The organism is Siculibacillus lacustris (genome assembly GCF_004328075.1).
Classification (GTDB): domain Bacteria; phylum Pseudomonadota; class Alphaproteobacteria; order Rhizobiales; family Ancalomicrobiaceae; genus Siculibacillus; species Siculibacillus lacustris.
The window spans coordinates 63,073-85,461 of sequence record NZ_SJFN01000015.1 but is presented as its reverse complement, the minus strand read 5'-3'; the positions used below and the strand labels follow the sequence as shown (position 1 = coordinate 85,461).

Below are 22,389 nucleotides of genomic sequence, written 5' to 3'. Positions count from 1 at the left end.
AGCCGGCGGTGGGCGTCGGTCGGGGCGTCCCCGTCGACCGGCGCGCGCTTTCGTCGTATGGAACGCGGGCGGAACCGGCCGGAACCGGTCCCGTCCGTTCTCCCGCAGGGACCCGAGCCGCGATGCCGCAGATCGCCTTCATGACGCTCCACGACCGCACCCCCTGGCTGCGCCAGACGCCGGGCGGCGACGGCGATTGGCACGGCTGGCGCTACCGCCTCAACGACGCCGGTCCCGGCGCCGACTGGCTGGTGGTCTACGACGAGCTCAAGACGGCTGTGGTGAGCGATCTGCCGCGCGACCGCCGCGCCCTGGTGATCACCGAACCGCCGGGCATCAAGGTCTATCGCCCCGGCTTCCTGCGCCAGTTCGGCCTGGTGATCTCGCCGGTCGCCATTGCCGGTTTCCAGAGTCGACAGATCGTCTCCGACGTCGGCCACCCCTGGCAGATCGGCCTCGACATGACCAGCACCGCCGCGACCTACCCGTCGCGTTGGGACTGGGCGGGCCTGCGCGATCTGCCGCTCGGGATCAAGCATCACCGCCTGTCGGCGGTGATCTCGACCAAGAGCTGGCTGCCCAAACACCGCGCCCGCGTCGACTTCGTCCGGGCGCTCGCCGACCGCCTCGGCGACCGTTTCGACCTCCTCGGCCGCGGCTTCCGCGAGATCGACGACAAGGCCGAAGCGATCCTGCCCTACAGCCACCATCTGGTGATCGAGAACAACGACGAGGACGGCTTCTTCACCGAGAAGATCACCGATTCCTACCTCGGCTGGGCGCTGCCGATCTTCTCCGGCTGCCGCGACATCGAGCGTTATTTCCCGGCCGATTCGATGGTGCGCTTCGACCTCGCCGCCCCCGACGCCATCGAACGGGTGATCGCCGCCCTCGACGCGCCGGTCGACGCCCGGCGGCTCGCGGCGATCGCCGAGGCCCGCGTCGCGGTGATGGATCGCGCCAACATCTTCGCCCGCCTGACCGATGTGCTCGGCCGGCTCGACGCCACGCCCCCGGTCCGCGCGCCCGCCCCTCTCCACCCCAACGAGGCCTTCGCGCCGCTCACCAAGCGGCTGAAGGTCGGTTGGCGCCGCCTGAAGCGCAGGATCTTTCCAAAGTGACGCCGCCGCCGCTGCCGATCTACGTGATCAATCTCGCCGCGCGGACCGACCGGCTCGCCCACATGGAAGCCGAGCTCGGTCGCCTCGGCCTCGCCTTCGAGCGCATCGACGCGGTCGACGCCGCGGCGATCGCCAGAGCCGGCATCGCCAACCGCCATCTCGCCCCCGGCGCCCTCGGCTGCACCCTGTCGCACCAGGAAAGCCACCGACGATTCCTCGCCTCCGGCGCGCCTTGGGCGGTGGTGCTCGAAGACGACGTGTTCCTCGCCGATGCCGCCCGCCGCCTGCTCGCCGGCTCCGACTGGATCCCGGCCGGCACCGACCTCGTCAAGCTCGAGACCTTCCGCACCCGCGTCTTCCTGCGCGGCCGCGGCGCGAGCGCCGGCCCCGGTCATGCGGTGCACGAGCTCCGGTTCCGCCACAACGGCTCGGCCGCCTATGTCGTGTCGCGGGCCTACGCCGAACGTTTCGCCGCGATCGATCCCGCCGCCTTCACCCATGCGATGGACGAAGTGCTGTTCGATCCGCGCCTCCGGGTTCTGCCCCAATTCCGGGTCGGCCAGCTGGTGCCGGCGGTGGCCATCCAGGAGATGAAGCGCGACCCCGACGGCGCCCTGCGTCTGGCGACCGACGTCGCCGCACCCTTGCGCCGCGCCGCCGCCGCCCCCGATCAGGCGAAATACCGCGGCCTCCTCGGCCGCCTGCGCTTCGCCACCCGCGCCGCCCGCCACCGCCTCGCCGACGCCCTGCGCACCCTGCGCCAGATGGCCCGCTCGAAGACCGTCGATCTGACCTATGGCGAAGTGGCGTTCGGGGAGCGGGCCGACGGCTGAATTTCACCCCTCCAACCGCTCGACCCCTTCGGGCACGCCGTCGCGGATCATGCCGGCGAGCAGGGCGAGCGCGTGTTCGCGCGGGGTGTTGGCGCGGTGGACCAGACGGACGCGGCGGAAATGGCGCGGACCGTCGAGCGGCCGGGCGACCAGCCGGCCGATCAGCCCCAACTCGTTGCCGACCGCCAGCCGCGGAATCAGGGTGATGCCGTAATTGGCGGCGGTCAGGTGCAACAGCGTCTCGAGGCTGGTGGCGCGGATGTCGGCGCCGGCCGAATTGGCGCGATCGGGGTGACCGCAGAACGCCAGCGCCTGATCGCGCAGGCAATGGCCGTCGGCGAGCAGCAGGAGCGCCTTGGGGTCGAGGTCCTCGGCGCGGATCGACGCCTTGTCGGCGAGCGCATGGCCGGGCGGCAGCACCACCCAGAACGGCTCGTCGAACAGCAGATGTTCGGTCAGCCGCGCGTCGCCGGGATGGGAGGCGAGGATCGCAGCCTCGAGCCGCCCTTCGGCGAGAGCGGTGAGCAGATTGGCGGTCAGGTCCTCGTAGAGCATCAAGGGTGCGGCCGGCAGCGCTTCCGCGGCGAGCGGCAGCACGAAGGGCATCAGGTAGGGCGCCAGCGTCGGAATCACCCCGAGCCGCAGCGGCCCGGCCAGCGGATCGCGGCTCGCCCGCGCCAGCACCGTGATGTCGTCGGCGGCCGAAACCGCCCGCCGGGCCTGCGCCAGGATCTGATCGCCGACCGGCGTGACGCGGATCGTGCGGCCGACCCGCTCGAAGATTCGCACCCCGAGCTCCTCCTCGAGCTTCAGAATCTGCCCCGACAGGGTCGGTTGCGACACGTGGCAGGCCTCGGCGGCGCGCCCGAAATGGCCGAGATCGGCCACCGCCAGGACATATTGCAGATCGCGCAGATTCATTTCGTCTCCTTCGCCGCCGGGCTCGCGCCCCCGCGGATCGCCGCCCGCGCCATCGGCGAGCCCGATTGAAATAACAGAAATAATCTATTTGATCGATATTTCAGCGCCGTCTAGTGTGCAGGCATTCCGCGGGGTCTACCGCACTGCGGGATGCCGGCGGGCTTCGGCCCTCCACCCCGGCGCAGGCGCCGATCGGGCGGTTCGCTCCGATCGCGGCCCCTGCACCACAGACGGCCCGCAGAGCTTTGCGACCCGATGCGATCGGATGGCATGGCCCTGTGGTCGCCGCGCGAAGCGGGGACGCGAAGGGTGAGGCCGCGGCGGGCGAATCTGCCGAGGCCTGCCGAAGCCGACTGCCCGATCGGGCGATCGGTCCGGCGGGAGCCGTCATCGGCCCTTCGCATCGACGGTCTGCAATACCGCGGCCCTCCGCCGTTCGTCGCCGGAGCCGGTCGCTTTTCGGAACACGTATTTCGATCAACCAGGAGTGAAGCGATGTCTCTGATCAACACCGAAATCAAGCCGTTCACCGCCACCGTCTACCACAACGGCAAGTTTTCGGACATCACCGAAGCCGATCTGAAGGGCAAGTGGTCGATCGTGTTCTTCTACCCGGCCGACTTCACCTTCGTCTGCCCGACCGAGCTCGGCGACATCGCCGACGTCTACCCCGAGTTCAAGAAGCTCGGCGTCGAAGTCTACTCGGTGTCGACCGACACCCACTTCACCCACAAGGCCTGGCACGACGCCTCGGACACCATCAAGAAGATCCAGTATCCGATGGTCGGCGACCCGACCCACATCATCTCCAACAACTTCGACGTGCTGATCGAAGAGGCCGGCCTCGCTCTGCGCGGCACCTTCGTGATCAACCCGGAAGGCGTGATCAAGGTCGCCGAGATCCATGACCTCGGCATCGGCCGCGACGCCAGCGAGCTGCTCCGCAAGGTCCAGGCCGCCCAGTACGTCGCGTCCCATCCGGGCGAGGTCTGCCCCGCCAAGTGGACCCCGGGCGAAGCCACCCTGTCGCCGTCGCTCGACCTCGTCGGCAAGATCTGATCCCTCGGCGCCCGGAGCCTCGCGCTCCGGGCGCCCCCCTTTTTTCGCGATTGCGAAGACGAGGCGCCGTCCCCGCCGGCGCCTCTTCCTTGCAATCGTCCTTCGGAGGTTCCCATGCTCGACGCCGCCATCAAGGCCCAGTTGAAGACCTACCTCGAGAAACTCGTCGGCCCGATCGAACTGATCGCCTCGCTCGAGGGCGGCCCGCGCTCGGCCGAGATGCGTGACCTGCTCGAGGACATCGCCTCGGTCTCGTCGCGGGTCCATGTCGCCTTCGACGGCACCGATGCCCGCCGCCCGTCCTTCACCGTCGGCAAGCCCGGCGAGCCGGCCCGCATCACCTTCGCCGGCCTGCCGATGGGCCACGAGTTCACCTCCCTGGTGCTCGCCCTGCTCCAAGCCAGCGGCTACCCGCCCAAGGTCTCCGACGCGGTGATCGCCCAGGTGAAGGGCCTGACCGGCCCCCTCGACTTCGTCACCTATGTGTCGTTGACCTGCCAGAACTGCCCCGAGGTGGTGCAGTCGCTGAACCTGATGGCCGCGCTCAATCCCAACGTCCGCCACACCATGGTCGACGGCTCGCTGTATCAGGCCGAGGTCGAGGCCCAGAAGATCATGGCGGTGCCGACCGTCCACCTGAACGGCGCGACCTACGGCCAGGGCCGGATGGGCGTCGAGGAGTTCCTCGCCAAGCTCGACACCGGCGCCGCCGATCGCGCCGCCACCGAGATCGCCGCCAAGGACGAGTTCGACGTGCTGGTGGTCGGCGGTGGGCCGGCCGGCGCCGCCGCGGCGATCTATGCGGCGCGCAAGGGCATCCGCACCGGCGTCGTCGCCCAGCGCTTCGGCGGCCAGGTGCTCGACACCATGGCCATCGAGAACTTCGTCTCGGTCGGCCACACCGAGGGCCCGAAGCTCGCCGCGGCGCTCGAGAACCACGTCCGCACCTACGACGTCGACGTCATGAACCTGCAGCAGGCCACCGCCCTGGTGCCGGCCAAGGCGCCGGGCGGCGCGATCGAGATCGAACTGGCCAACGGCGCCTCGCTGCGCTCCAAGACGGTGATCCTCGCCACCGGTGCCCGCTGGCGCCAGATGGGCGTGCCCGGCGAGGCCGAATACATGGCCAAGGGCGTGTGCTTCTGCCCCCATTGCGACGGCCCGCTGTTCAAGGGCAAGCGCGTCGCGGTGATCGGCGGCGGCAATTCCGGGGTCGAGGCGGCGATCGACCTCGCCGGCATCGTCGGCCACGTGACGCTGATCGAATACGATTCCAGGCTGCGCGCCGACGAGGTCCTGCAGCGCAAGCTGCGCAGCCTCGCCAACGTCACCATCCACGTCTCGGCCCGCACCACCGAGGTGCTCGGCAACGGCGAGAAGGTGACCGGCCTGACCTACGAGGACCGCACCACCAAGGAACTGCACCGCGTCGACCTCGAAGGCATCTTCGTGCAGATCGGCCTGCTGCCCAACAGCGAATGGCTGGACGGCACCGTACGCCTGTCGAACCGCAAGGAGATCGAGATCGACACCCGCGGCGCCACCTCGATCCCCGGCGTCTTCGCCGCCGGCGACGCCACCACCGTGCCCTACAAGCAGATCGTCATCGCCGTCGGCGCCGGCGCCACCGCCGCACTGTCCGCCTTCGACCACCTGATCCGCGCCTGAGGTCCTCCCCTTCGGCGACACGGAAACGGCGCACCGGGCCCCCTCGGCGCGCCGTTTCCGTCTTGCGAGCCACGCGGACTCGTCGCAGTCTCGGGCCTCGACCGTCGCACGGCCGACATCGTTCCATGGCTCGATCCCCACGACGATCGCCGAGCCGGAGGGGGATCGCATGGACCCGTCGCATTCCCTCGCTCGTCTCGCCGGCCTCGGCCTCGCCCTGCTGCTGTCGACCGCCCTCGTGGCCGCCCAGGAGGCGCCCCCGCCCGCCGCCGCGACCACCACGGCAACCCCGGCCGACCGGCATTCCGGCGCCCCGCGACCGCGCGCCGACACGCCCGCGGCGACCGCCGCGACGGCGACCCCGGCGACCCCGGCGACCCCGGCGACGCCCGAGCGCCCGCGCYTGCCGCCCGATTCGACCACCCGCCAGACGCTGGAACTGCCCGGCCGCAGCCTCGCCTTCACCGCCACCGCCGGCGCGATCCGCCTGTTCGACGACAAGGGCGAGGCGGAGGCCGACGTGGCCTTCACCGCCTATGCGCTCGACGGCGCCGAGGCCCGCACCCGGCCGGTCACCTTCCTGTTCAACGGCGGCCCCGGCTCGGCCTCGGCCTGGCTGCAGCTCGGCGACGCCGGCCCCTGGCGCCTCGCCATGGCCGGCGACGCCCTCAGCCCCTCGGCACCGCCCGAGCTCCTGCCCAATGCCGAGACCTGGCTCGACTTCACCGATCTGGTGTTCATCGATCCGGTCGGCACCGGTTACAGCCGCTTCGTCTCCGGCAGTGACGACGTCCGCAAGCGCTACTATTCCGTCGACGGCGACGCCCGCGCGATCGCCACCGTGATCCGCCGCTGGCTGGAGAAGTCCAATCGCCTGCTTTCGCCGAAATTCCTGGTCGGCGAGAGCTATGGCGGCATCCGCGGGCCCCGGGTGGTGCGCGATCTCGCGACCCGCGAGGGCGTCGGCATCCGCGGCCTGATCCTGGTCTCGCCGCTCCTTGACTTCCGCGACACCGGCGGCACCAGCGTGCTGCAATACGTCGCCAGCCTGCCGACCATGACCGCGGTCGCCCGCGAGGCCCAGGGCCCGGTGACCCGCGCCGATCTCGCCGAGGTCGAGCGCTACGCCCGGACCGAGTTCCTCACCGATCTCATCCGCGGCGAGGCCGACGAGGCGGCGACCGCCCGCCTCGCCGAGCGGGTCGCAGGCTTCACCGGCCTCGATCCCGCCGTGACCCGCCGAGTGGCCGGCCGCCTCGCGCCGGTCGAATTCCGCCGCGAATTCGACCGCGCCCACGGCCGCGTCGCCGGCCGCTACGACGCCTCGGTGTCCGGGGTCGATCCCTTCCCCGATTCGAGCTTCTACCGCTTCGACGACCCGTCCTCGGATCCCCTGGTCGCGCCGATGACCAGCGCCATCGTCGATCTGACCACCCGTCGGCTCGGTTGGCGGCCGACCGGCTCGTATGTCCTCGGCAACGGCGCCGTCGAACGCGCCTGGGACTGGGGCCGCGGCCTGACCCCGCCGGAATCGCTGACCGCGCTGCGCCAGATCCTCGCCGCCGACCCCAAGCTGAAGCTCCTGATCGCCCACGGCCTGTTCGATCTGGCGACGCCGTGGTTCGGCTCGAAGATCCGGCTCGACCAGATCCCGGCGCTCGGCGCGCCCGATCGCGTCCGGCTGGAGGTCTACCCCGGCGGCCACATGTTCTATTCCCGCGATGCCTCGCGCCGGGCCTTCCGGACCGAGGTCGAAGCGCTGATGAAGTGACGGCGGGCGGCGGCGCGGCGCGACCGCGACCGGATCCGCAGCGGCGAAGCGCGGCGGACCGCGGCGAGGCCGTCGTATCGATCGGTCAGAGGGTCAGAGCGTAGGCGCCTTCCGCGGCGATGGCGGCCGCGCTCGCGGTCTCGTCGATGCCGGTGCGGAGTCGTTCGCCCGCCACGACCACCCATTTCCAATTCGCGCGTTGTTCCTGTGCGGAAATCGACCACAGCCGGATCAGCAACTTGCCGTCCGCCGAGCGGACCTCCATGACGACACCGTCTTCGGTGGCGGTCTTGACTTTGACCCAGTTCATGCGAGGCCGAGGCATGTTTTGGCCCACGGAAATGCAGCGCGGCGGACGACCGCCCCGAGAATAATGACGATGGCTTTAAATATAAGTGAATTGGCGAATACGCCTCACCGGCGCCGCCACGGGCCGGCCGAATGACGAAGGCCGGGGCGACGATCGCCGCCCCGCCGTCGGCACTACAATCGGTCGACCACGAGGGATCGACGGGTCTGCGGCCGATCGTGAACCGCATCGGCCGCGAGGCGCAACGAAACGACAGAAATCCGAGGAATTTGGTGGCGGGGGGCGGGATCGAACCGCCGACCTGAGGGTTATGAATCCTCCGCTCTAACCATCTGAGCTACCCAGCCGACCGGGGGGTTGTTTAAGTTCGCCGCCCGCCGCTGTCAAGCAATGCCGTGCTCGCTCGCCGCCCGACCCGCGCCCCTGTGGGAAAAGCGCCCCCGCCCCCGGGGCGCCGGCCCCGGCGAGGTCCGCAGTCACATTGCCCGACCATCGCGCCGCCGGAGGCGCGGGCACTGCGCGCCTCGTGTGACCGCTCCGACCCGTGTGCCCGGGAAGCCCTGCCGCCCCCTCGGGGCAACTCGGACGCCCCCCGCCCCGCCTCAATCCGCCTTGCGGCGCAACCGGGCGACCGTGAAGATGCCGAACAGGCCGAGGCGCTTCGTCTCGATCAGCTCGAAACCGGGACGGCCGAGGATGCGGTCGATCGGGAAATCGGGGCGCCAGCCGAGCTTCTTGGTGAAGGGGGTCAGCGCCGTCTCGATCGCCCGCCGCCAGCCGCTCTCGGAGGCGAAGTGGGAGACGATGATCGCCTCGCCGCCCGGCGCCGTGACCCGCTCGACCTCGGCCATCACCGCGTCGGGGTGGGGTACCACGGTGATCGTGTACATCACCGCCACCGTCTCGAACGACCCGTCGGCAAAGCCCAGGCAGGTCGCGTCCATCTCGTGCAGCGCCGCCACCGTGGCGATTCCACCGGCCTCGACGCGCCGGCGGGCCACCGCCAACATCGCCGGCGACAGATCGATGCCGGTCACGGTCAGATGCGGGGCATAGCGCGGCAGGGTGATGCCGGTGCCGACCCCGACCTCGAGCAGCGCGCCGCGGCGCCGGTTGATGATCTCCACCGCCGCCTTGCGGCCGGCGTCGAACACCCGCCCGAACACCCAGTCGTAGATCGGCGCCCAGCGCGAATAGGCGGCCAGCACCGCCGCCTCGTCGAGCCGCGGCGGCGAGGCCGAGGCGACCGGCGCCGCGCCGGAGTGCCGACGGCGGCGATCCTCGTCGTCCATGGTGGTGGCGGAAGGGTTGCGACGGCGGGACTTGTCTTCGAACATCACGACTGCGACCTCATTCCGCGGCGGCGGCCGCCGCTCCCGTGGACTCTCCGGCGGTCGGCATCGCGGGTCGCTCCACCCGGGCGATGGTGCCGCCCCCGAGCACCCGCGTCGACGCGCCGGGCCCCTCGTAGAACACCGCGGCCTGGCCGGGCGCCACGCCGTGCTCGCCTTCGACCAGTTCGACCTGGACCCATCCGCCATCGACGAACAGGCGGGCCGGCTGCGGCGCCCGGGTCGAACGCACCCGCGCCCACACCTCGATGCCCTCCGGTCCGAGCGCCGCCAACGGCGAATCGCCGAGCCAGTTGACGTCACGAAGATGAAGCCTGCGTGTCATCAGCGCGTCGCGCGGTCCGACGATCACCCGCCGCCGCGCCGCGTCGAGATCGACCACATAGAGCGGCTCGCCGATCGACACGCCGATGCCGCGCCGCTGCCCGACCGTGAAGTGGATGATGCCGTCGTGGCCGCCGAGCACCCGCCCGTCGAGATGGACGATCTCGCCCGGCTCGACCGCGTCCGGCTTCAGCCGCTCGATCACGTCGGCATAGCGCCCGGAGGGCACGAAGCAGATGTCCTGGCTGTCGTGCTTGTCGGCCACGGCGAGGCCGAGCCGGCGGGCGATCTCGCGCGTCTCGGCCTTGCCGACCCCGCCGAGCGGGAAGCGCAGGAAGTCGAGCTGGTCCTGGGTGGTGGCGTAGAGGAAATAGCTCTGGTCGCGATCGAGATCGACCGGCCGGAACAGGCCGCGCCGCCCCGAGGGCAACGGCGCCGAGGTCACGTAATGGCCGGTCGCCAGCGCCGCCGCGCCGAGCGAGCGGGCGGTGCCGAGCAGATCGGAGAACTTGACCGACTGGTTGCACGAGGCGCAGGGCACCGGGGTCTCGCCGGCGAGATAGCTCTCGGCGAAACGATCGATCACCTCGCGCTGGAACCGGTCTTCATAGTCGAGCACGTAGTGGGGGATGCCGATGGTCTCGGCCACCCGCCGCGCGTCGAGGATGTCCTGGCCCGCACAGCAGGCGCCCTTGCGATGGGTCGCCTCGCCGTGGTCGTAGAGCTGGAGGGTGACGCCGACCACGTCGTAGCCCTCGCGGGCGAGCAGGGCGGCGACCACCGAGGAGTCGACGCCCCCCGACATCGCCACGACGACGCGGGTCTCCTCGGGACGACCGGGAAGGTCGAGCGAATTCGCCATGGTGATCCTTCACCTCGTGACCGCCGGTCGCCCGGCAGGGCCGGGTTCCGGGGGGACACGCGCCGGTACCGGCGCGGTCGAGGACTATAGCCGACCCACGGCGAGGACGAAACCGGGGATCGGCAGGACTTGCCCGTCCCGGCAGGCCTTGCCGGCCAATCGGCCGCGAAACCGCCGCGAAGAGGCCCTGCGAGCGGCGCTTTCGCTCCTGGGGCCCGCGGGACGGCCGCCCGCCGGCGCCGATCGGCGACTGGCCCCGACCTTGCAACTCCCCTCGGCGAGCGGCTCCGTCCGCCACCGAGGAGGAAGACTTTGCCCAGCGTCGACACCATCGCCCCGACCGCCACGGCCACCGCGACCGCCCGAGCGACCGCTGCCGTCGGCCAGACGAACACCGGTCTCGGTGGGCTGTTCGCGCAGTTCCTCGACATGGTGGCCGAAGCGACGATCGGCACCGATCCGACCGCCGCGGCGACCGCCGCCGCCGAGGCCGCCAAGACCGCCGCGGCGACCGCGGCCGCCACCGCCGCCACCGAGGTCGATCCGACCGCCGGCACCACCGGCGGCACCACCAAGAAGTCCAAGTCGACGATCGCCGACGAGACCGCGGCGGCCGGCGATGCCGCCGCCGCCCTCGCCGCCTTCCTCCAGTCGAGCCAGGTCGGTCTCGCCACCGGCGCCGGCGTCACCTCGCCCGCCGACCTCGGCGCCCATACCGGGACCGCCTCGCAGACCTCGGCGCCGCTCGCCGGCATCGACGGTCGCGGCGCCGCCCCGGCGGTCGGCACCGCCGGCAGCGGCGCGGCTCTGCCGCTCCACACCGAGGCCGGTGCCGCCGCCGTCTCCGACGCCGCCGCCGCAGCCGCCCTCGCCGCGACGACCAAGACCGATGCCGCCACCGCCACGGTGACCGGCAAGGCCGACGACGCCGCGACAGCCACGGCGAACGCCGTGACCGCCGCCGCGACCACCGCCGCCGCCACCGCCGCTGCCGTCGCCGACCGCAGCGACGCCGCCTCCCTCGCCGCCAAGACCGCCCGTCGCGCCGCCGCCGCCGAGGCCGGCACCGCCGATCCCACCGCCACCTCCGGCGACTCCACCGACACCGATCCCCTCGGCCTGACCTCCTTGACCGGCCGCGCCGCCAAGACCGCCCGCAGCGACGGCACGCCCTTGACCTATGCCGCCCCGCCCCGCCGCACCGACACGGCCGCGACGACCGCGACGACCGCGAAGGCTTCGACCCTCGAGGGCGACGGCCGCGACCTCGCCGCCACCCCCGCCGAGACCCGCACGGCGGCGGTGAGCGCACGCGACACCACCGTCGCGGCGACGTCGGCAACCGACTCCACCGACGACAAACTCGACACCCGCGACGCCGCCGCGCCCCACCACACCGCGACCGACGCCGCATCGATCGCGGCGATCGACACCAGCCGCCGCACCGCCGCCACCGAGACCACCGCCGCCACCCGCACCGGCCCGACCATCCATGCCGTGACCCTCGCCGCGGTCGCCGACACCATCGCCACCCAGGCGGCCAAGGGCCACACCCGCTTCGACATGCGGCTGGAGCCAGGCGAACTCGGCCGGGTCGACGTCAGCGTCGAAGTCCGCTCGACCGGCGAAGTGCGCGCCCATCTGGTCGTCGAGCGCGCCGACACGCTCGACATGATGCTGCGCGACCAGAAGAACCTCGAACGGTCGCTGAGCAATGCCGGCCTCGACGTCGGTTCCTCCGGTCTGCAGTTCTCGCTGCGCGACCAGGGCGGCCGCAACGACGGCCGCAACAGCCCGGAAACCACCACCGCCGTCGCGTCGACCGTCGACGACACCGCCACCGTCACCCCGGTCGTCGCGTCGGTCGCCTATCGCAGCGCCCGGGTCGGGGGCCTCGATCTCAGAGTCTGACGTCGAGCCGGAGGGGCGATCCGCCCGCCGAATGCGTATCGAGTGACCGCCCGGAGTATTCGCCATGTCCATTCTCGGCCTTACCACGCCAACCCTGTCCTCCTCGACCAGCACGGCGGCGACCGACTCGGCGAGCCTGTCGAGCAACTACACGATGTTCATCAATCTGCTCGTCACGCAGATGAAGAACCAGGACCCGATGAACCCGACGGATACCTCGACCTTCACCAGTCAGTTGGTCCAGTACTCGTCGGTCGAACAGCAGATCAAGACCAACTCGAACCTCGCCGATCTCAAGGCCCTGCTGACCACCCAGAACGCCACCGCGCTGGTCAATTACGTGGGCACCAAGGTCACCGCCGGCAGCGCCACCTCGACCTGGGACGGCACCAATGCCGCGACCTGGAACTTCACCTCGTCGGGCGCCGCCACCAGCGGCACCGTCACCATCAAGAATTCCGACGGCACCACCGTCTACACCGGCACCCAGAAGCTCACCGCCGGCAACAACACCTTCACCTGGAAGGGCACCACGACCGCCGGCGGCACCGCCAAATCCGGCGACTACACCATCTCGGTGGCCGGCACCGATACCAGCGGCAACGCCCTGACCATCACCACCAGCCTCACCGGCGTGGTCGACGACATCGATTTCTCCGGCGACACGCCGATGCTGTCGATCGGCGGGCAGGAGATCAGCGCCTATTCGGTGACCAAGGTCGCCTCTGGATCGTGACGCAGCGTCACCACACGCGCGGGTAGCGCGCGCCGCCGCCGGATCGAGCCGTCGATTCCGGCGGTTTTCCGTGGTTTTGCGCCGAACTCCGGCGTTCTCGCAGAAAGCTTCGATACACCGCCGCCGCTTAGCCATATTTTAAGGGGGCGCCGATACTCTCCTGATCGATGTGATCGCATCGAATGTGTGAGAGTACGATGACCGATCAATTTCGACAGAGAGTGAAATACGTCATAGGGCCGGACGGAAGCCCGCTCACCATCGCCGACCTGCCTCCGCAGGGAACGCGCCGTTGGGTGATCCGCCGTAAGGCCGAAGTGGTCGCCGCCGTGCGCGGGGGACTCTTGTCCCTCGAAGAGGCGTGCAGCCGATACACGCTGACAGTCGAGGAATTCCTGTCCTGGCAGCAGTCGATCGATCGCCATGGGCTCGCAGGTCTGCGGACTACCCGCATCCAGCAATACCGTCAGTGATCCCGGTCATCGGCGTGGGAAGTCTTCGCAACGGGTCGACCTTCGGGTCGACCCGTTGGCTTTTGTGGCCCCCTCTCGAGCCTCGCCGCGCCCCCTGCGCCGCCGCCTCGACGGCCGTCCCCGCCCCCTGCCTTTCTCGGCGATTCGCCGACTCGGTTACCGCGACCCGGCAATTTCGACCGGGTGGGTGAATGTTCGAGGCACGACGATCGCCGGAATACCGCCGTTCCGTATCGAAACGGCACGGCGTTAACGCGTCGTTTACCATCAACTGGGAAATTCTTGCCGAGCGGTCCGCACATCGGCTCTCCCGTCCCCACCGGGAGGGCTCGTCGGACCCGCCGTCCGGTTCTCCCCCCGCCCCCTTTCGGGACGGCGAACCGGGCCCCTTCGCCCCCGTTGCAACGCGGGGCACCGAACCCCGCCCTCGCCGGTCGGATCCTTCGGAGCCCCGCAGTTCGGAGCCGACGACGTGAACGGCGCCCTCGAGTTCCTGACCAAACTCGGACCGGCTCGCCTCGCCGCGATGGCCGTGGTCACGGCTCTGCTCGTCGGCTTCTTCGCCTTCATCACCCTGAAGGTCACCCAGCCGGTGATGGCTCCGCTCTATTCCGACCTCTCCGTCCAGGACAGTGCCGCGATCGTCAAGGAACTGGAGGCCCAGGCGATCACCTACGAGCTGCGCCACGAAGGCGCTCAGATCATGGTTCCCAAGGACGCCGCCCTGCGTCTGCGCATGAAACTCGCCGAAAAGGGCGTTCCGACCGGCGGCTCCGTCGGTTGGGAGATCTTCGACAAGTCCGACAGCCTCGGCACCACCTCCTACGTCCAGAACATCAACCACCTGCGCGCCCTCGAAGGCGAACTCGCCCGCACCATCCGTTCCATCGACCGCGTCCAGGCGGCGCGCGTCCATCTCGTCATCCCCGAACGCCAGGTCTTCCAGCGCGACAAACGCGACCCCACCGCGTCGATCGCCCTGAAATTGCGCGGCCAACTCGACGGCGCCCAGATCCGGGCGATCCAGCACCTCGTCGCCGCGGCGATCGAGGGTATGAAGCCCGGCCGGGTGTCGATCGTCGACGAATCCGGCCGCCTCCTCGCCTCCGGCCAGGGCGAGGACCCGGAAGGGGTGGTCGCCGCCTCGCTCCAGGAACGCACCACCGCCTTCGAGACCCGGGTCGAGACCCAGATCGAATCGATCGTCGCCTCGATCGTCGGTCAGGGCCGGGCCCGCGTCCGCGTCACCGCCGATCTCGACTACAACCGGGTCACTCAGACCTCCGACACCTTCGACCCGACCGGCCAGGTGGTGCGCTCGACCCAGACCAAGGAAGAGAATTCGACCAACGCCTCCGGCGACAAGAGCGTGACCGTCGCCAATCAGGTCCCCGGCGGCACCCAGGATCAGGCCGGCGCCACCACCAAGGAAGCCTCCAACACCTCCGAAGAGACCGTCAACTACGAGATCTCCAAGACCAGCCGCACCGAGATCATGGAGGCCGGCCGGATCAAGCGCATCTCCGTCGCCCTGCTGGTCGACGGCCTCTACACCACCGCCCCCGACGGCGCCGTGACCTATCAGCCGCGGCCCAAGGAAGATCTCGACCGCATCGCCGCCCTGGTGCGCTCGTCGGTCGGTTTCGACGAGAAGCGCGGCGATCAGGTCGAAGTGGTCAATCTGCGCTTCGCCGAAGCGCCGGCGACCCTGCCGCTCGAAAACCAGAAGACCGGCTTCGCCGCCCTGTTCGACTTCGGCCGCGACGACATCCTGCGGCTCGCCGAGCTCGGCTCGCTGCTGATCATGACCCTCCTGGTGCTGCTCTTCGCGGTGCGGCCGCTGATCAAGCGGGTCACCGGCCCGGACATGATCACCATCACCACCACCGAAGGCGCGGCCGGACAGATCGCCCTGCCCGGCAGTCCCGGTGTCGCGGCCGACGGCACGCCGTTGCCCGTCGTCCTCGGCGAAGACGGCCAACCGATCGCCGACCCGGCCCACCCGACCCATCTGCGTCTCGATCAGGCCAAGGCGCTCGGCGCCGTCCAGGCCGGATCGATCACCAAGATCGGTGAGATGGTGTTGGAGAGTCCCGCCGAAGCCGCCGCGATCATTCGCGGCTGGCTCCACGAAGCCGCCTGAGGACATCCCATGGCCCTGCCCGCCAAGACCCAGCCCGCCCAACTCCAGGTCTCCCAGACCGAAGTCTATCGCGAGCTCGCCGGCGCCGAGCGCGCCGCCGTGCTGCTCCTGGCGCTCGGCGAGGAACACGGCAAGGAGATCTGGCAACGGCTCGACGAACTCGAGGTGCGGCAGATCTCGCTCGCCATGTCCAAGCTCGGCCCGGTCAACCCGGAAATGCTCGAGAACCTGTTCGTCGACTTCGTCACCCGCATCTCGGCCAAGGGCTCACTGACCGGCAACTTCGATTCGACGGAGCGCATCCTGGCGTCGTTCCTGCCCTCCGAGCGGGTCAACGCGATCATGGAGGAGATCCGCGGGCCGGCCGGGCGCAACATGTGGGAGAAGCTGTCGAACGTTCAGGAGAACGTGCTCGCCAACTATCTGAAGAACGAATACCCCCAGACCGTCGCCCTGGTGCTGTCCAAGATCCGTCCCGACCACGCCGGCCGCGTCCTGGCGATCCTGCCCGACGAATTCGCCCTCGAGGTGGTCAACCGCATGCTGCGCATGGAGGCGGTGCAGAAGGACGTGCTCGACAAGGTCGAGCAGACCCTGCGCATCGAGTTCATGTCGAACCTGTCCCACACCACCCGCCGCGACGCCCACGAACTGATGGCCGACATCTTCAACTCCTTCGACCGCCAGACCGAGGCCCGCTTCATCGCCGCCCTCGAAGAGGACAACCGCGAGAGCGCCGAGAAGATCAAGTCACTGATGTTCACCTTCGAGGACCTCGGCAAGCTCGACGCCGGCGGCATCCAGACGCTGCTGCGCAACGTCGAGAAGGACAAGCTCGCGATCGCCCTCAAGGGCGCCTCGGAGTCCTTGCGCGACTTCTTCTTCGCCAACATGTCGACACGCGCCGGCAACATGCTCAGGGAGGACATGGAAGCCCTCGGTCCGGTGCGCCTGCGCGACGTCGACGAAGCCCAGAGCATCATGGTCAACGTCACCAAGGATCTCGCCGCCAAGGGCGAGATCATGGTCTCCAAGTCGAAGGGCGAGGACGAACTCGTCTACTGACGCGCCGCCCCCGAAAGGATCCCATGGCCGCCCCCGCCCGCTACCTGTTCGATCTCGACTTCTCCCGGCCGGCACCGACGCCCGCCCCGGCGGCGCCGCCGCGCCCGATGATCGACCTCGACCAGCATCTCGCCGAACTCGTCGCGGTCGAGGAGCGCGCCCGCGCCGAGGCCTTCGCCGAAGGCCGCGAGGAGGGCTTCGTCGCCGGCCGTACCGACGCCGAGTCCCGCGCCGCCGAACGGCTCGCCGACGAGGCCGGAGCGATCGCCTCGGCCGCCCGCGCGCTGATGGACACGCTCGACGCCGAACGCCTGGCGGTGGAACGCTCGGCGATCGATCTGGCGGTCGCCGTGGCGCGCAAGTTCGCCGCCCATCTGATCGACCGCGAACCCCTCGCCGAGATCCGCGCGCTCCTCGCCGACTGCCTGGGGCCGCTGCGCCGTGCCCCCCATCTGGCGATCCGCCTGCCCGCCGCCGACGCCGACGCCCTCAAGCCTCACGTCGACCGCATCGTCCGCGAGACCGGTTTCGAAGGCCGCATCGTCATTCTCGGCGAGGACGACGTGAAGCGCGGAGACTGCCGCATCGAATGGGCCGATGGTGGTATCCTGCGCGACGGCGACTCCGTCGCCGCCGAGATCGACGCCGCCGTGGCCCGCTGGTTCGCGGCGCGGCAGGAGGCCGTCGCCGGACCCCGTGACGGGTCCGGGGATCGCACGGTCGACGGAACCCGGAGGACCGACCCATGACCACCCCGCCCGAAGACCCGGCCGGCGAAGGCCTCGACCTCGACGAGATGGACGCCGTCCCGGCCGGCCACCGCCCCGAGGACGAAGGTCTCGCCACGCCGCGCACCGCCGCCGATCTGGAAGCGGTGTTCGACGTGCCGGTGAAGGTCTCGGCCGTGCTCGGCCAGGCCCGTATGCAGGTCTCCGACCTGCTCCGCCTGACCCAGGGCACCGTCCTCGAGCTCGACCGCAAGGTCGGCGAGGCGATCGACATCTATGTCAACAACCGGCTGGTGGCCCGCGGCGAGGTGGTGCTGGTCGAGGACCGGCTGGGCGTGACCATGACCGAAATCATCAAGTCGGACAAATGAGGGGACGCCCATGAGACTCCTCATCGTCGGCACGCTGGGCGGACAATTGGCGGTCGCCTCGCGCATCGTCATGGAGCGCGGCGCCACCGTGACCCATGCCGATTCGATCGACGTGGCGATGAAGTCGCTGCGCTCGGGCCGCGGTGCCGATCTGGTGATGATCGACGTCGGCCTCGACATCGCCGATCTGATCCGACGCCTCGAGACCGAGATGATCCACCTGCCGGTGGTGGCCTGCGGCGTCGCCTCCGACGCCCGCGCCGCGGTCGCGGCGATCCGCGCCGGCGCCAAGGAATACATCCCCCTGCCGCCCGATCCCGACCTGATCGCCGCCGTCCTCGCGGCGGTCGCCGAGGACGGGCGCGAGTTGGTGGTCCGCGACGAGGCGATGGCCCGCGTCGTCCGCCTCGCCGATCAGGTCGCCGTCTCCGACGCCTCGATCATGATCACCGGCGAGAGCGGCACCGGCAAGGAAGTGCTGGCCCGCCACGTCCACCGCAAATCGCACCGCTCGGGCAAACCGTTCATCGCCGTCAACTGCGCCGCGATCCCCGAGGCGCTGCTCGAGAGCGAGCTGTTCGGCCACGAGAAGGGCGCCTTCACCGGCGCCGTCGCCCGCCGCATCGGCAAGTTCGAAGAGGCCGACGGCGGCACCCTGCTGCTCGACGAAATCTCCGAGATGGACCTGCGCCTCCAGGCCAAGCTGCTGCGCGCCATTCAGGAGCGCATCATCGACCGGGTCGGCGGCACCCGCCCCGTGCCGGTCGACATCCGCATCCTGGCGACTTCCAACCGCAACATGGCCGAGGAGGTGCGCAAGGGCACCTTCCGCGAGGATCTGCTCTACCGGCTGAACGTCGTCAATCTCAAGATCCCGCCGCTGCGCGACCGGCCCGCCGACGTCCAGGCGCTGGCCGAGCACTTCCTCGACCGCTACGCCAAGGCCAACGGCGTCAAGAACCGGCCGCTCGACCCGGAGGCGCGCCGCGAACTGACCCGCGCCCGCTGGCCCGGCAACGTCCGCGAACTCGAGAACTGCATGCACCGCGCCGTGCTGCTGGCGATCGGCGACACCATCGGCGTCGAGGCGATCCGCACCCCCGACGGCCAGCGCCTCGACGAGGCCCACGGCGAGGGTCGCCCGCCGCTGTCGCGCGATCCGGCGGTCCGCCACGCCGCCGAGACCGCCGAAGCCGTCACGCGGGCGCTGGTCGGCCGCACCGTCGCCGACGTCGAGCGCGAATTGATCCTCGAGACCCTCGGCTCGACGCTCGGCAACCGGACCCACGCCGCCAACATCCTCGGCATCTCGATCCGCACGCTGAGGAACAAGCTCAAGGAATACGGCGACGACGGCCATCCGATCCCGCCGCCCGGCGGCGGCGTCGAGGCGGCGTGAGGCTTCCCTCCCACCCCGGCGCCCGTGATGCCGGCGAGCGTCGGCGCCGCCCCATGGCTCCATCCTTCGTCGAACCCCGATCGAATACGGACGCCGTGGGCTGCGGCGCGCGCTAGGGTCGGTCAACGGCCGCCGCATGCGACCGACCGACAAGAGCCCAAGAGCCCGCGATGCCCATCGACCTCCGCGAGATCCTGATCGACGTCGTCGCCGCGGCGATCGTTCTTCTGGTGTTGCGGACCTTCTTCCGCCGCCGCCGCGTGTCTCCCGTCGAACCCGCCGTGCGCCTCACCGCCCCCCCGACGCCGGTCGTCGGCGCCCGCCCGGGCATAGCCGCCGCCGCGCCGGGCGGCGACTGGAAGGTCCTCGCCGCCCATTGGCAGGCCCCCACCGGCCCCGTCGACCCGATCGCCACCGGCGCCGATCTGATGATCGGCCCGGTGCGCTGGCGCAACTGCGTGCGGGTCGGCGCCGACGCCGAGGCCCTGCGCCTGGAGATTTCGATCCCGCTGCTCGGCCGCTTCGGCACCAATCCGGTGGCGATTCCTTGGGGCTCGATCGGCCCGGACGAACCGGCCACCCTCTACGGCGGCGATGCCCGCCGCTTCACCGTCGGCACGCCGCCGGTCGCCACCCTCACGTTGCGGACCGCCCTGTGGGCCGCAGCGCTCGCTCATGCCCCTGGAACCGACGAACGGAGACAAGACTGATGGAACGCCCCACTCGCACCGAACGCCCGATGGTCGTCGCCGGAGCCGGCCAAGGTGGCCTGCAGGCGGCCGAATCGCTGCGCCTGGAGGGCTGGGAGGGTGAGATCATCCTCTTCGGCGAAGAGCGGATCGCGCCCTATTACCGTCCGCCGCTGTCCAAGGAGGCGCTGCTCGAGCCGCTCGATCTGTCGTCGATCGTGCTGCGCGGGCCGGAGGCCCTGGTCGACAAGGGCATCGACTTCCGCCCCAACACCCGCGTCACCGCGGTCGATCGGGCAAAGCGCGAAGTGACCCTGGCCAATGGAACCCGCCAGCCCTACGAGGGCTTGGTGATCGCCACCGGCGGCGTCAATCGCCGCCTGCCGGTGCCGAACGGCGACCATCCCGACATCGTCTCGATCCGCGGCGTCGACGACGCCCACAAGTTCGCGGTGTCGCTGGCCGAAGCCGAGACCGTGGTGGTGGTCGGCGCCGGCTTCGTCGGCATGGAAATCGCCGCCTGCTGCCGCCTCAATGACAAGGTGGTGACCGTCGTCGAGCGCGAATCCCGGGTCCTCGCCCGCGCCGTCTCGCCCCTGATCTCCGACACCTATGCCCGCCTGCACCGCGAACGCGGCGTCCATCTGGCGCTCGAGTCGACCGTCGCCGAAGTGATCGTCGCGGGCGGCAAGGTGAAGGGCGTCAAGCTCACCGACGGCCGGGTGATCGAAGCCGACCTGATCGTCGCCGGCATCGGTCTGGTGCCCGCCGACGAGCTCGGCCGCGGCTGCGGCCTACCCTGCGACCACGGCATCATCGTCGACCGCTGCTCGCGCACCATCGACCCGCACATCGTGGCGATCGGCGACTGCACCGCCACCGCCCACGAGCCCGGCATGCCGCTGCATCGGCTGGAATCGGTGCAGAACGCGCTCGAACAGGCGAAATCCGGCGCCGCCGCGCTGATGGGCCGCGAAAAGCCGTTCCTGCTCGCCCCGTGGTTCTGGTCCGACCAGTACGAGATCAAGCTGCAGATGGTCGGCACCTCGCTCGACCACGACCGGGTGGTGACCCGCGGCGACATCGAGGGCTACAAGTTCTCCGCCTTCTATTTCAAGGGCGAGCAGTTCCTCGGCACGGCGAGCCTCAACCGCGTCGCCGACCACATGGCCTCGCGCAAGATCCTCGACCGCGGCCTGACGCTGACCCCGGAACAGGCGGCCGACGAGACGCTGAACATCAATTCGATCGTCAAGGCGGCCGAAGCCGCCGAAAAGGCCCTGGCGAACGCCTGAGGCCGGCGACCGTCCGCACCGCGGCGGGGGAGTGCTCCCGCCGCGGCGCCTCACTTCTGCGTCCACTCGATCCGATAGACCGCCCCCACGGCGTCGTCGGAGACCAACAGGGAGCCGTCCGGCAATTCGGCGACGTCGACCGGTCGGCCGGCGTAACTGCCGTCGGCGCGCCGCCAGCCCTCGGCGAAGACCATCGTCGCGCCGGCGGTACCGTCGGGCTTCACGCTCGTGAACATCACCCGTGCGCCGATCGACGGCTGCCGGTTCCATGAGCCGTGCTGGGCCGAGAAGATGCCGCCCCGCCACGGCGCCGGCCACGTCGTGCCGAGGTAGAAGACCATGCCGAGATCGGCGGCATGCGCGTCCATCTCGACCTGGGGAAAGACCACCCCGGGCGGGACCGGATCGTCGGCATACTCCCGCGTCCGCACCGCGCCGCCGCCGTACCAGGGAAAGCCGAAGTTCTGCCCCGCCGCCGTCGCGCGATCGATCTCGCCGGGCGGGATGGTGTTGCCCATCAGGTCGACCTGATTGTCGGTGAACCACAGCGTGCCGTCGGCCGGATTGAAGTCGAGGCCGACCGAATTGCGGATGCCCGAGGCGTAGATCTCGCGGTGGCCGCCGTCGCGGTCCATCCGCACGATCGCCCCGAGGCCGCGCTCGGCGTAGAGCGCCAGCTTGGCCTTGGGCGGCACGTTGTGCGGCTGGCCGATCGCCACGTAGAGCCGGCCGTCCGGCCCGATCCGACAGACCCGCGCATTGTGCCCGCCGGTCTCGCCGGCCGGCGCCAGATCGCCCTCGGCCACAACCTCGCGCGACGGCGGCGCCGGCCGCGCGGCCTCGCTCTCGGCGTTCGCAAAGGCGCGGATGCGGTTGACCTCGGCGACGTAGAGCGTGCCGTCGGGGGCGAAACACGGCCCGTTGGGCACGCTGAAAGCCACGTCCGGGGCGAACCGCCACACCCGCCGCTCGCCGTTCGTCGCGGTCAGATCGACCGCATGGACGCCCGACCCGCGCGAGCCGACGAACAGCACTTTGCCCTGGGGCCCCACCGCCATGTGCCGCGCCCCCGGCACCAGGGCGAACAGCGAGATGCGGAATCCTTCGGGCAGGCGGATGCCCGCGAGTACCGCGCGGATCTGGTCGGCCTTGGCCCCGCCCTGGGGCACGCCGCCGTCGGCCGCCGCGACCGCGCCGCTCGTCGCGCCCGCCATCGCCATCGCCGCGGCGAGAGCCACCGCCCGCCCGATCCGTCCCGCCATGCCGTCGTCCTCCCTCGCCCTCGCCGGGCTGCGGCCTTCCCTGTCAACGCGCGAGGCCCCGCGTCGTTCGGCCGGCCCATCCTTAACCACCCGTTA

At 70.4% G+C, this 22,389-nt stretch carries 20 protein-coding genes and 1 tRNA gene; 15 read left to right on the top strand and 6 right to left on the bottom strand.

The window, feature by feature from the left end; all coding sequences use genetic code 11:
• Nucleotides 1-122 precede the first annotated feature (122 nt).
• Together EYW49_RS23000 and EYW49_RS22995 are read left to right on the top strand one after the other, a co-directional pair.
• Nucleotides 123-1,121, top strand: coding sequence for a hypothetical protein (locus tag EYW49_RS23000; RefSeq protein ID WP_165498219.1), 999 nt, complete (start codon nt 123-125; stop codon nt 1,119-1,121).
• Nucleotides 1,118-1,954: a glycosyltransferase family 25 protein gene (locus EYW49_RS22995; RefSeq protein WP_165498218.1), complete on the top strand. Its 837-nt coding sequence runs from the start codon at nt 1,118-1,120 to the stop codon at nt 1,952-1,954. Before EYW49_RS23000 ends, EYW49_RS22995 begins: the two co-directional genes overlap by 4 nt.
• A 3-nt stretch (nt 1,955-1,957) precedes the next feature.
• Here EYW49_RS22995 and EYW49_RS11630 read toward each other — a convergent pair whose 3' ends face one another.
• A complete protein-coding gene (locus tag EYW49_RS11630) occupies nt 1,958-2,875 on the bottom strand; it encodes a LysR substrate-binding domain-containing protein (protein WP_131309736.1) in 918 nt (305 codons plus the stop codon).
• A 495-nt stretch (nt 2,876-3,370) separates the two neighbouring features.
• On the opposite strand from EYW49_RS11630, the gene ahpC reads away from it, so the two are divergent.
• From ahpC to EYW49_RS11615, 3 genes are all read left to right on the top strand, one after another.
• Nucleotides 3,371-3,934: an alkyl hydroperoxide reductase subunit C gene (gene ahpC / locus EYW49_RS11625; RefSeq protein WP_131309735.1), complete on the top strand. Its 564-nt coding sequence runs from the start codon at nt 3,371-3,373 to the stop codon at nt 3,932-3,934.
• Between the two features lie 114 nt (nt 3,935-4,048).
• Entirely contained in the window at nt 4,049-5,602 is a 1,554-nt protein-coding gene (gene ahpF / locus EYW49_RS11620) for an alkyl hydroperoxide reductase subunit F (RefSeq protein WP_131309734.1), read from the top strand.
• A 169-nt stretch (nt 5,603-5,771) separates the two neighbouring features.
• Nucleotides 5,772-7,373, top strand: coding sequence for a S10 family peptidase (locus EYW49_RS11615; RefSeq protein WP_131309733.1), 1,602 nt, complete (start codon nt 5,772-5,774; stop codon nt 7,371-7,373).
• Between the two features lie 85 nt (nt 7,374-7,458).
• On the opposite strand, the gene EYW49_RS11610 is transcribed toward EYW49_RS11615, so the two are convergent.
• The 4 genes from EYW49_RS11610 to mnmA all read right to left on the bottom strand — a co-directional run bounded on the left by EYW49_RS11610 (nt 7,459) and on the right by mnmA (nt 10,221).
• Nucleotides 7,459-7,683 (bottom strand): hypothetical protein, encoded by a 225-nt coding sequence (locus EYW49_RS11610; protein WP_131309732.1) that lies wholly within the window; start codon nt 7,681-7,683, stop codon nt 7,459-7,461.
• 270 nt (nt 7,684-7,953) lie between these two features.
• Nucleotides 7,954-8,030, bottom strand: a tRNA-Met gene (locus tag EYW49_RS11605).
• Between the two features lie 255 nt (nt 8,031-8,285).
• A complete protein-coding gene (locus tag EYW49_RS11600; RefSeq protein WP_228259579.1) occupies nt 8,286-9,020 on the bottom strand; it encodes a class I SAM-dependent methyltransferase in 735 nt (244 codons plus the stop codon).
• A gap of 13 nt (nt 9,021-9,033) precedes the next feature.
• Nucleotides 9,034-10,221: a tRNA 2-thiouridine(34) synthase MnmA gene (gene mnmA, locus EYW49_RS11595; protein WP_131309731.1), complete on the bottom strand. Its 1,188-nt coding sequence runs from the start codon at nt 10,219-10,221 to the stop codon at nt 9,034-9,036.
• Nucleotides 10,222-10,533: 312 nt separating this feature from the next.
• Here mnmA and EYW49_RS23610 point away from each other — a divergent pair, with 312 nt between their 5' ends.
• The 10 genes from EYW49_RS23610 (at nt 10,534) to EYW49_RS11545 (ending at nt 21,031) form a co-directional block, all read left to right on the top strand.
• Nucleotides 10,534-12,132, top strand: a complete 1,599-nt coding sequence (locus tag EYW49_RS23610; RefSeq protein ID WP_131309730.1) for a flagellar hook-length control protein FliK — start codon at nt 10,534-10,536, stop codon at nt 12,130-12,132.
• 64 nt (nt 12,133-12,196) lie between these two features.
• The gene (locus tag EYW49_RS11585; protein ID WP_131309729.1) at nt 12,197-12,868 is read left to right on the top strand and encodes a flagellar hook assembly protein FlgD; all 672 of its coding nucleotides are present in this window, start codon (nt 12,197-12,199) and stop codon (nt 12,866-12,868) included.
• Nucleotides 12,869-13,065: 197 nt separating this feature from the next.
• Nucleotides 13,066-13,341 carry a CtrA inhibitor SciP gene (gene sciP, locus EYW49_RS11580; protein WP_131309728.1) on the top strand — a complete coding sequence of 92 codons (276 nt, stop codon included), beginning with the start codon at nt 13,066-13,068 and terminating at the stop codon, nt 13,339-13,341.
• 472 nt (nt 13,342-13,813) lie between these two features.
• A complete protein-coding gene (gene fliF / locus EYW49_RS11575) occupies nt 13,814-15,484 on the top strand; it encodes a flagellar basal-body MS-ring/collar protein FliF (protein WP_131309727.1) in 1,671 nt (556 codons plus the stop codon).
• Between the two features lie 9 nt (nt 15,485-15,493).
• Complete coding sequence (gene fliG, locus EYW49_RS11570; RefSeq protein ID WP_131309726.1) at nt 15,494-16,549, top strand: flagellar motor switch protein FliG; 1,056 nt, start codon at nt 15,494-15,496, stop codon at nt 16,547-16,549.
• A 23-nt stretch (nt 16,550-16,572) separates the two neighbouring features.
• Nucleotides 16,573-17,298: a FliH/SctL family protein gene (locus EYW49_RS11565; RefSeq protein WP_131309725.1), complete on the top strand. Its 726-nt coding sequence runs from the start codon at nt 16,573-16,575 to the stop codon at nt 17,296-17,298.
• Nucleotides 17,299-17,345: 47 nt separating this feature from the next.
• Entirely contained in the window at nt 17,346-17,648 is a 303-nt protein-coding gene (gene fliN / locus EYW49_RS11560) for a flagellar motor switch protein FliN (RefSeq protein ID WP_131309778.1), read from the top strand.
• A gap of 10 nt (nt 17,649-17,658) precedes the next feature.
• Complete coding sequence (flbD, locus tag EYW49_RS11555; protein ID WP_131309724.1) at nt 17,659-19,047, top strand: sigma-54-dependent transcriptional regulator FlbD; 1,389 nt, start codon at nt 17,659-17,661, stop codon at nt 19,045-19,047.
• Between the two features lie 170 nt (nt 19,048-19,217).
• Nucleotides 19,218-19,757 carry a hypothetical protein gene (locus EYW49_RS11550; RefSeq protein ID WP_131309723.1) on the top strand — a complete coding sequence of 180 codons (540 nt, stop codon included), beginning with the start codon at nt 19,218-19,220 and terminating at the stop codon, nt 19,755-19,757.
• Entirely contained in the window at nt 19,757-21,031 is a 1,275-nt protein-coding gene (locus EYW49_RS11545) for an NAD(P)/FAD-dependent oxidoreductase (protein ID WP_206365452.1), read from the top strand. Before EYW49_RS11550 ends, EYW49_RS11545 begins: the two co-directional genes overlap by 1 nt.
• Before the next feature lie 50 nt (nt 21,032-21,081).
• Here EYW49_RS11545 and EYW49_RS11540 read toward each other — a convergent pair whose 3' ends face one another.
• Entirely contained in the window at nt 21,082-22,293 is a 1,212-nt protein-coding gene (locus tag EYW49_RS11540; RefSeq protein ID WP_131309722.1) for a PQQ-dependent sugar dehydrogenase, read from the bottom strand.
• Between the last annotated feature and the right edge of the window lie 96 nt (nt 22,294-22,389).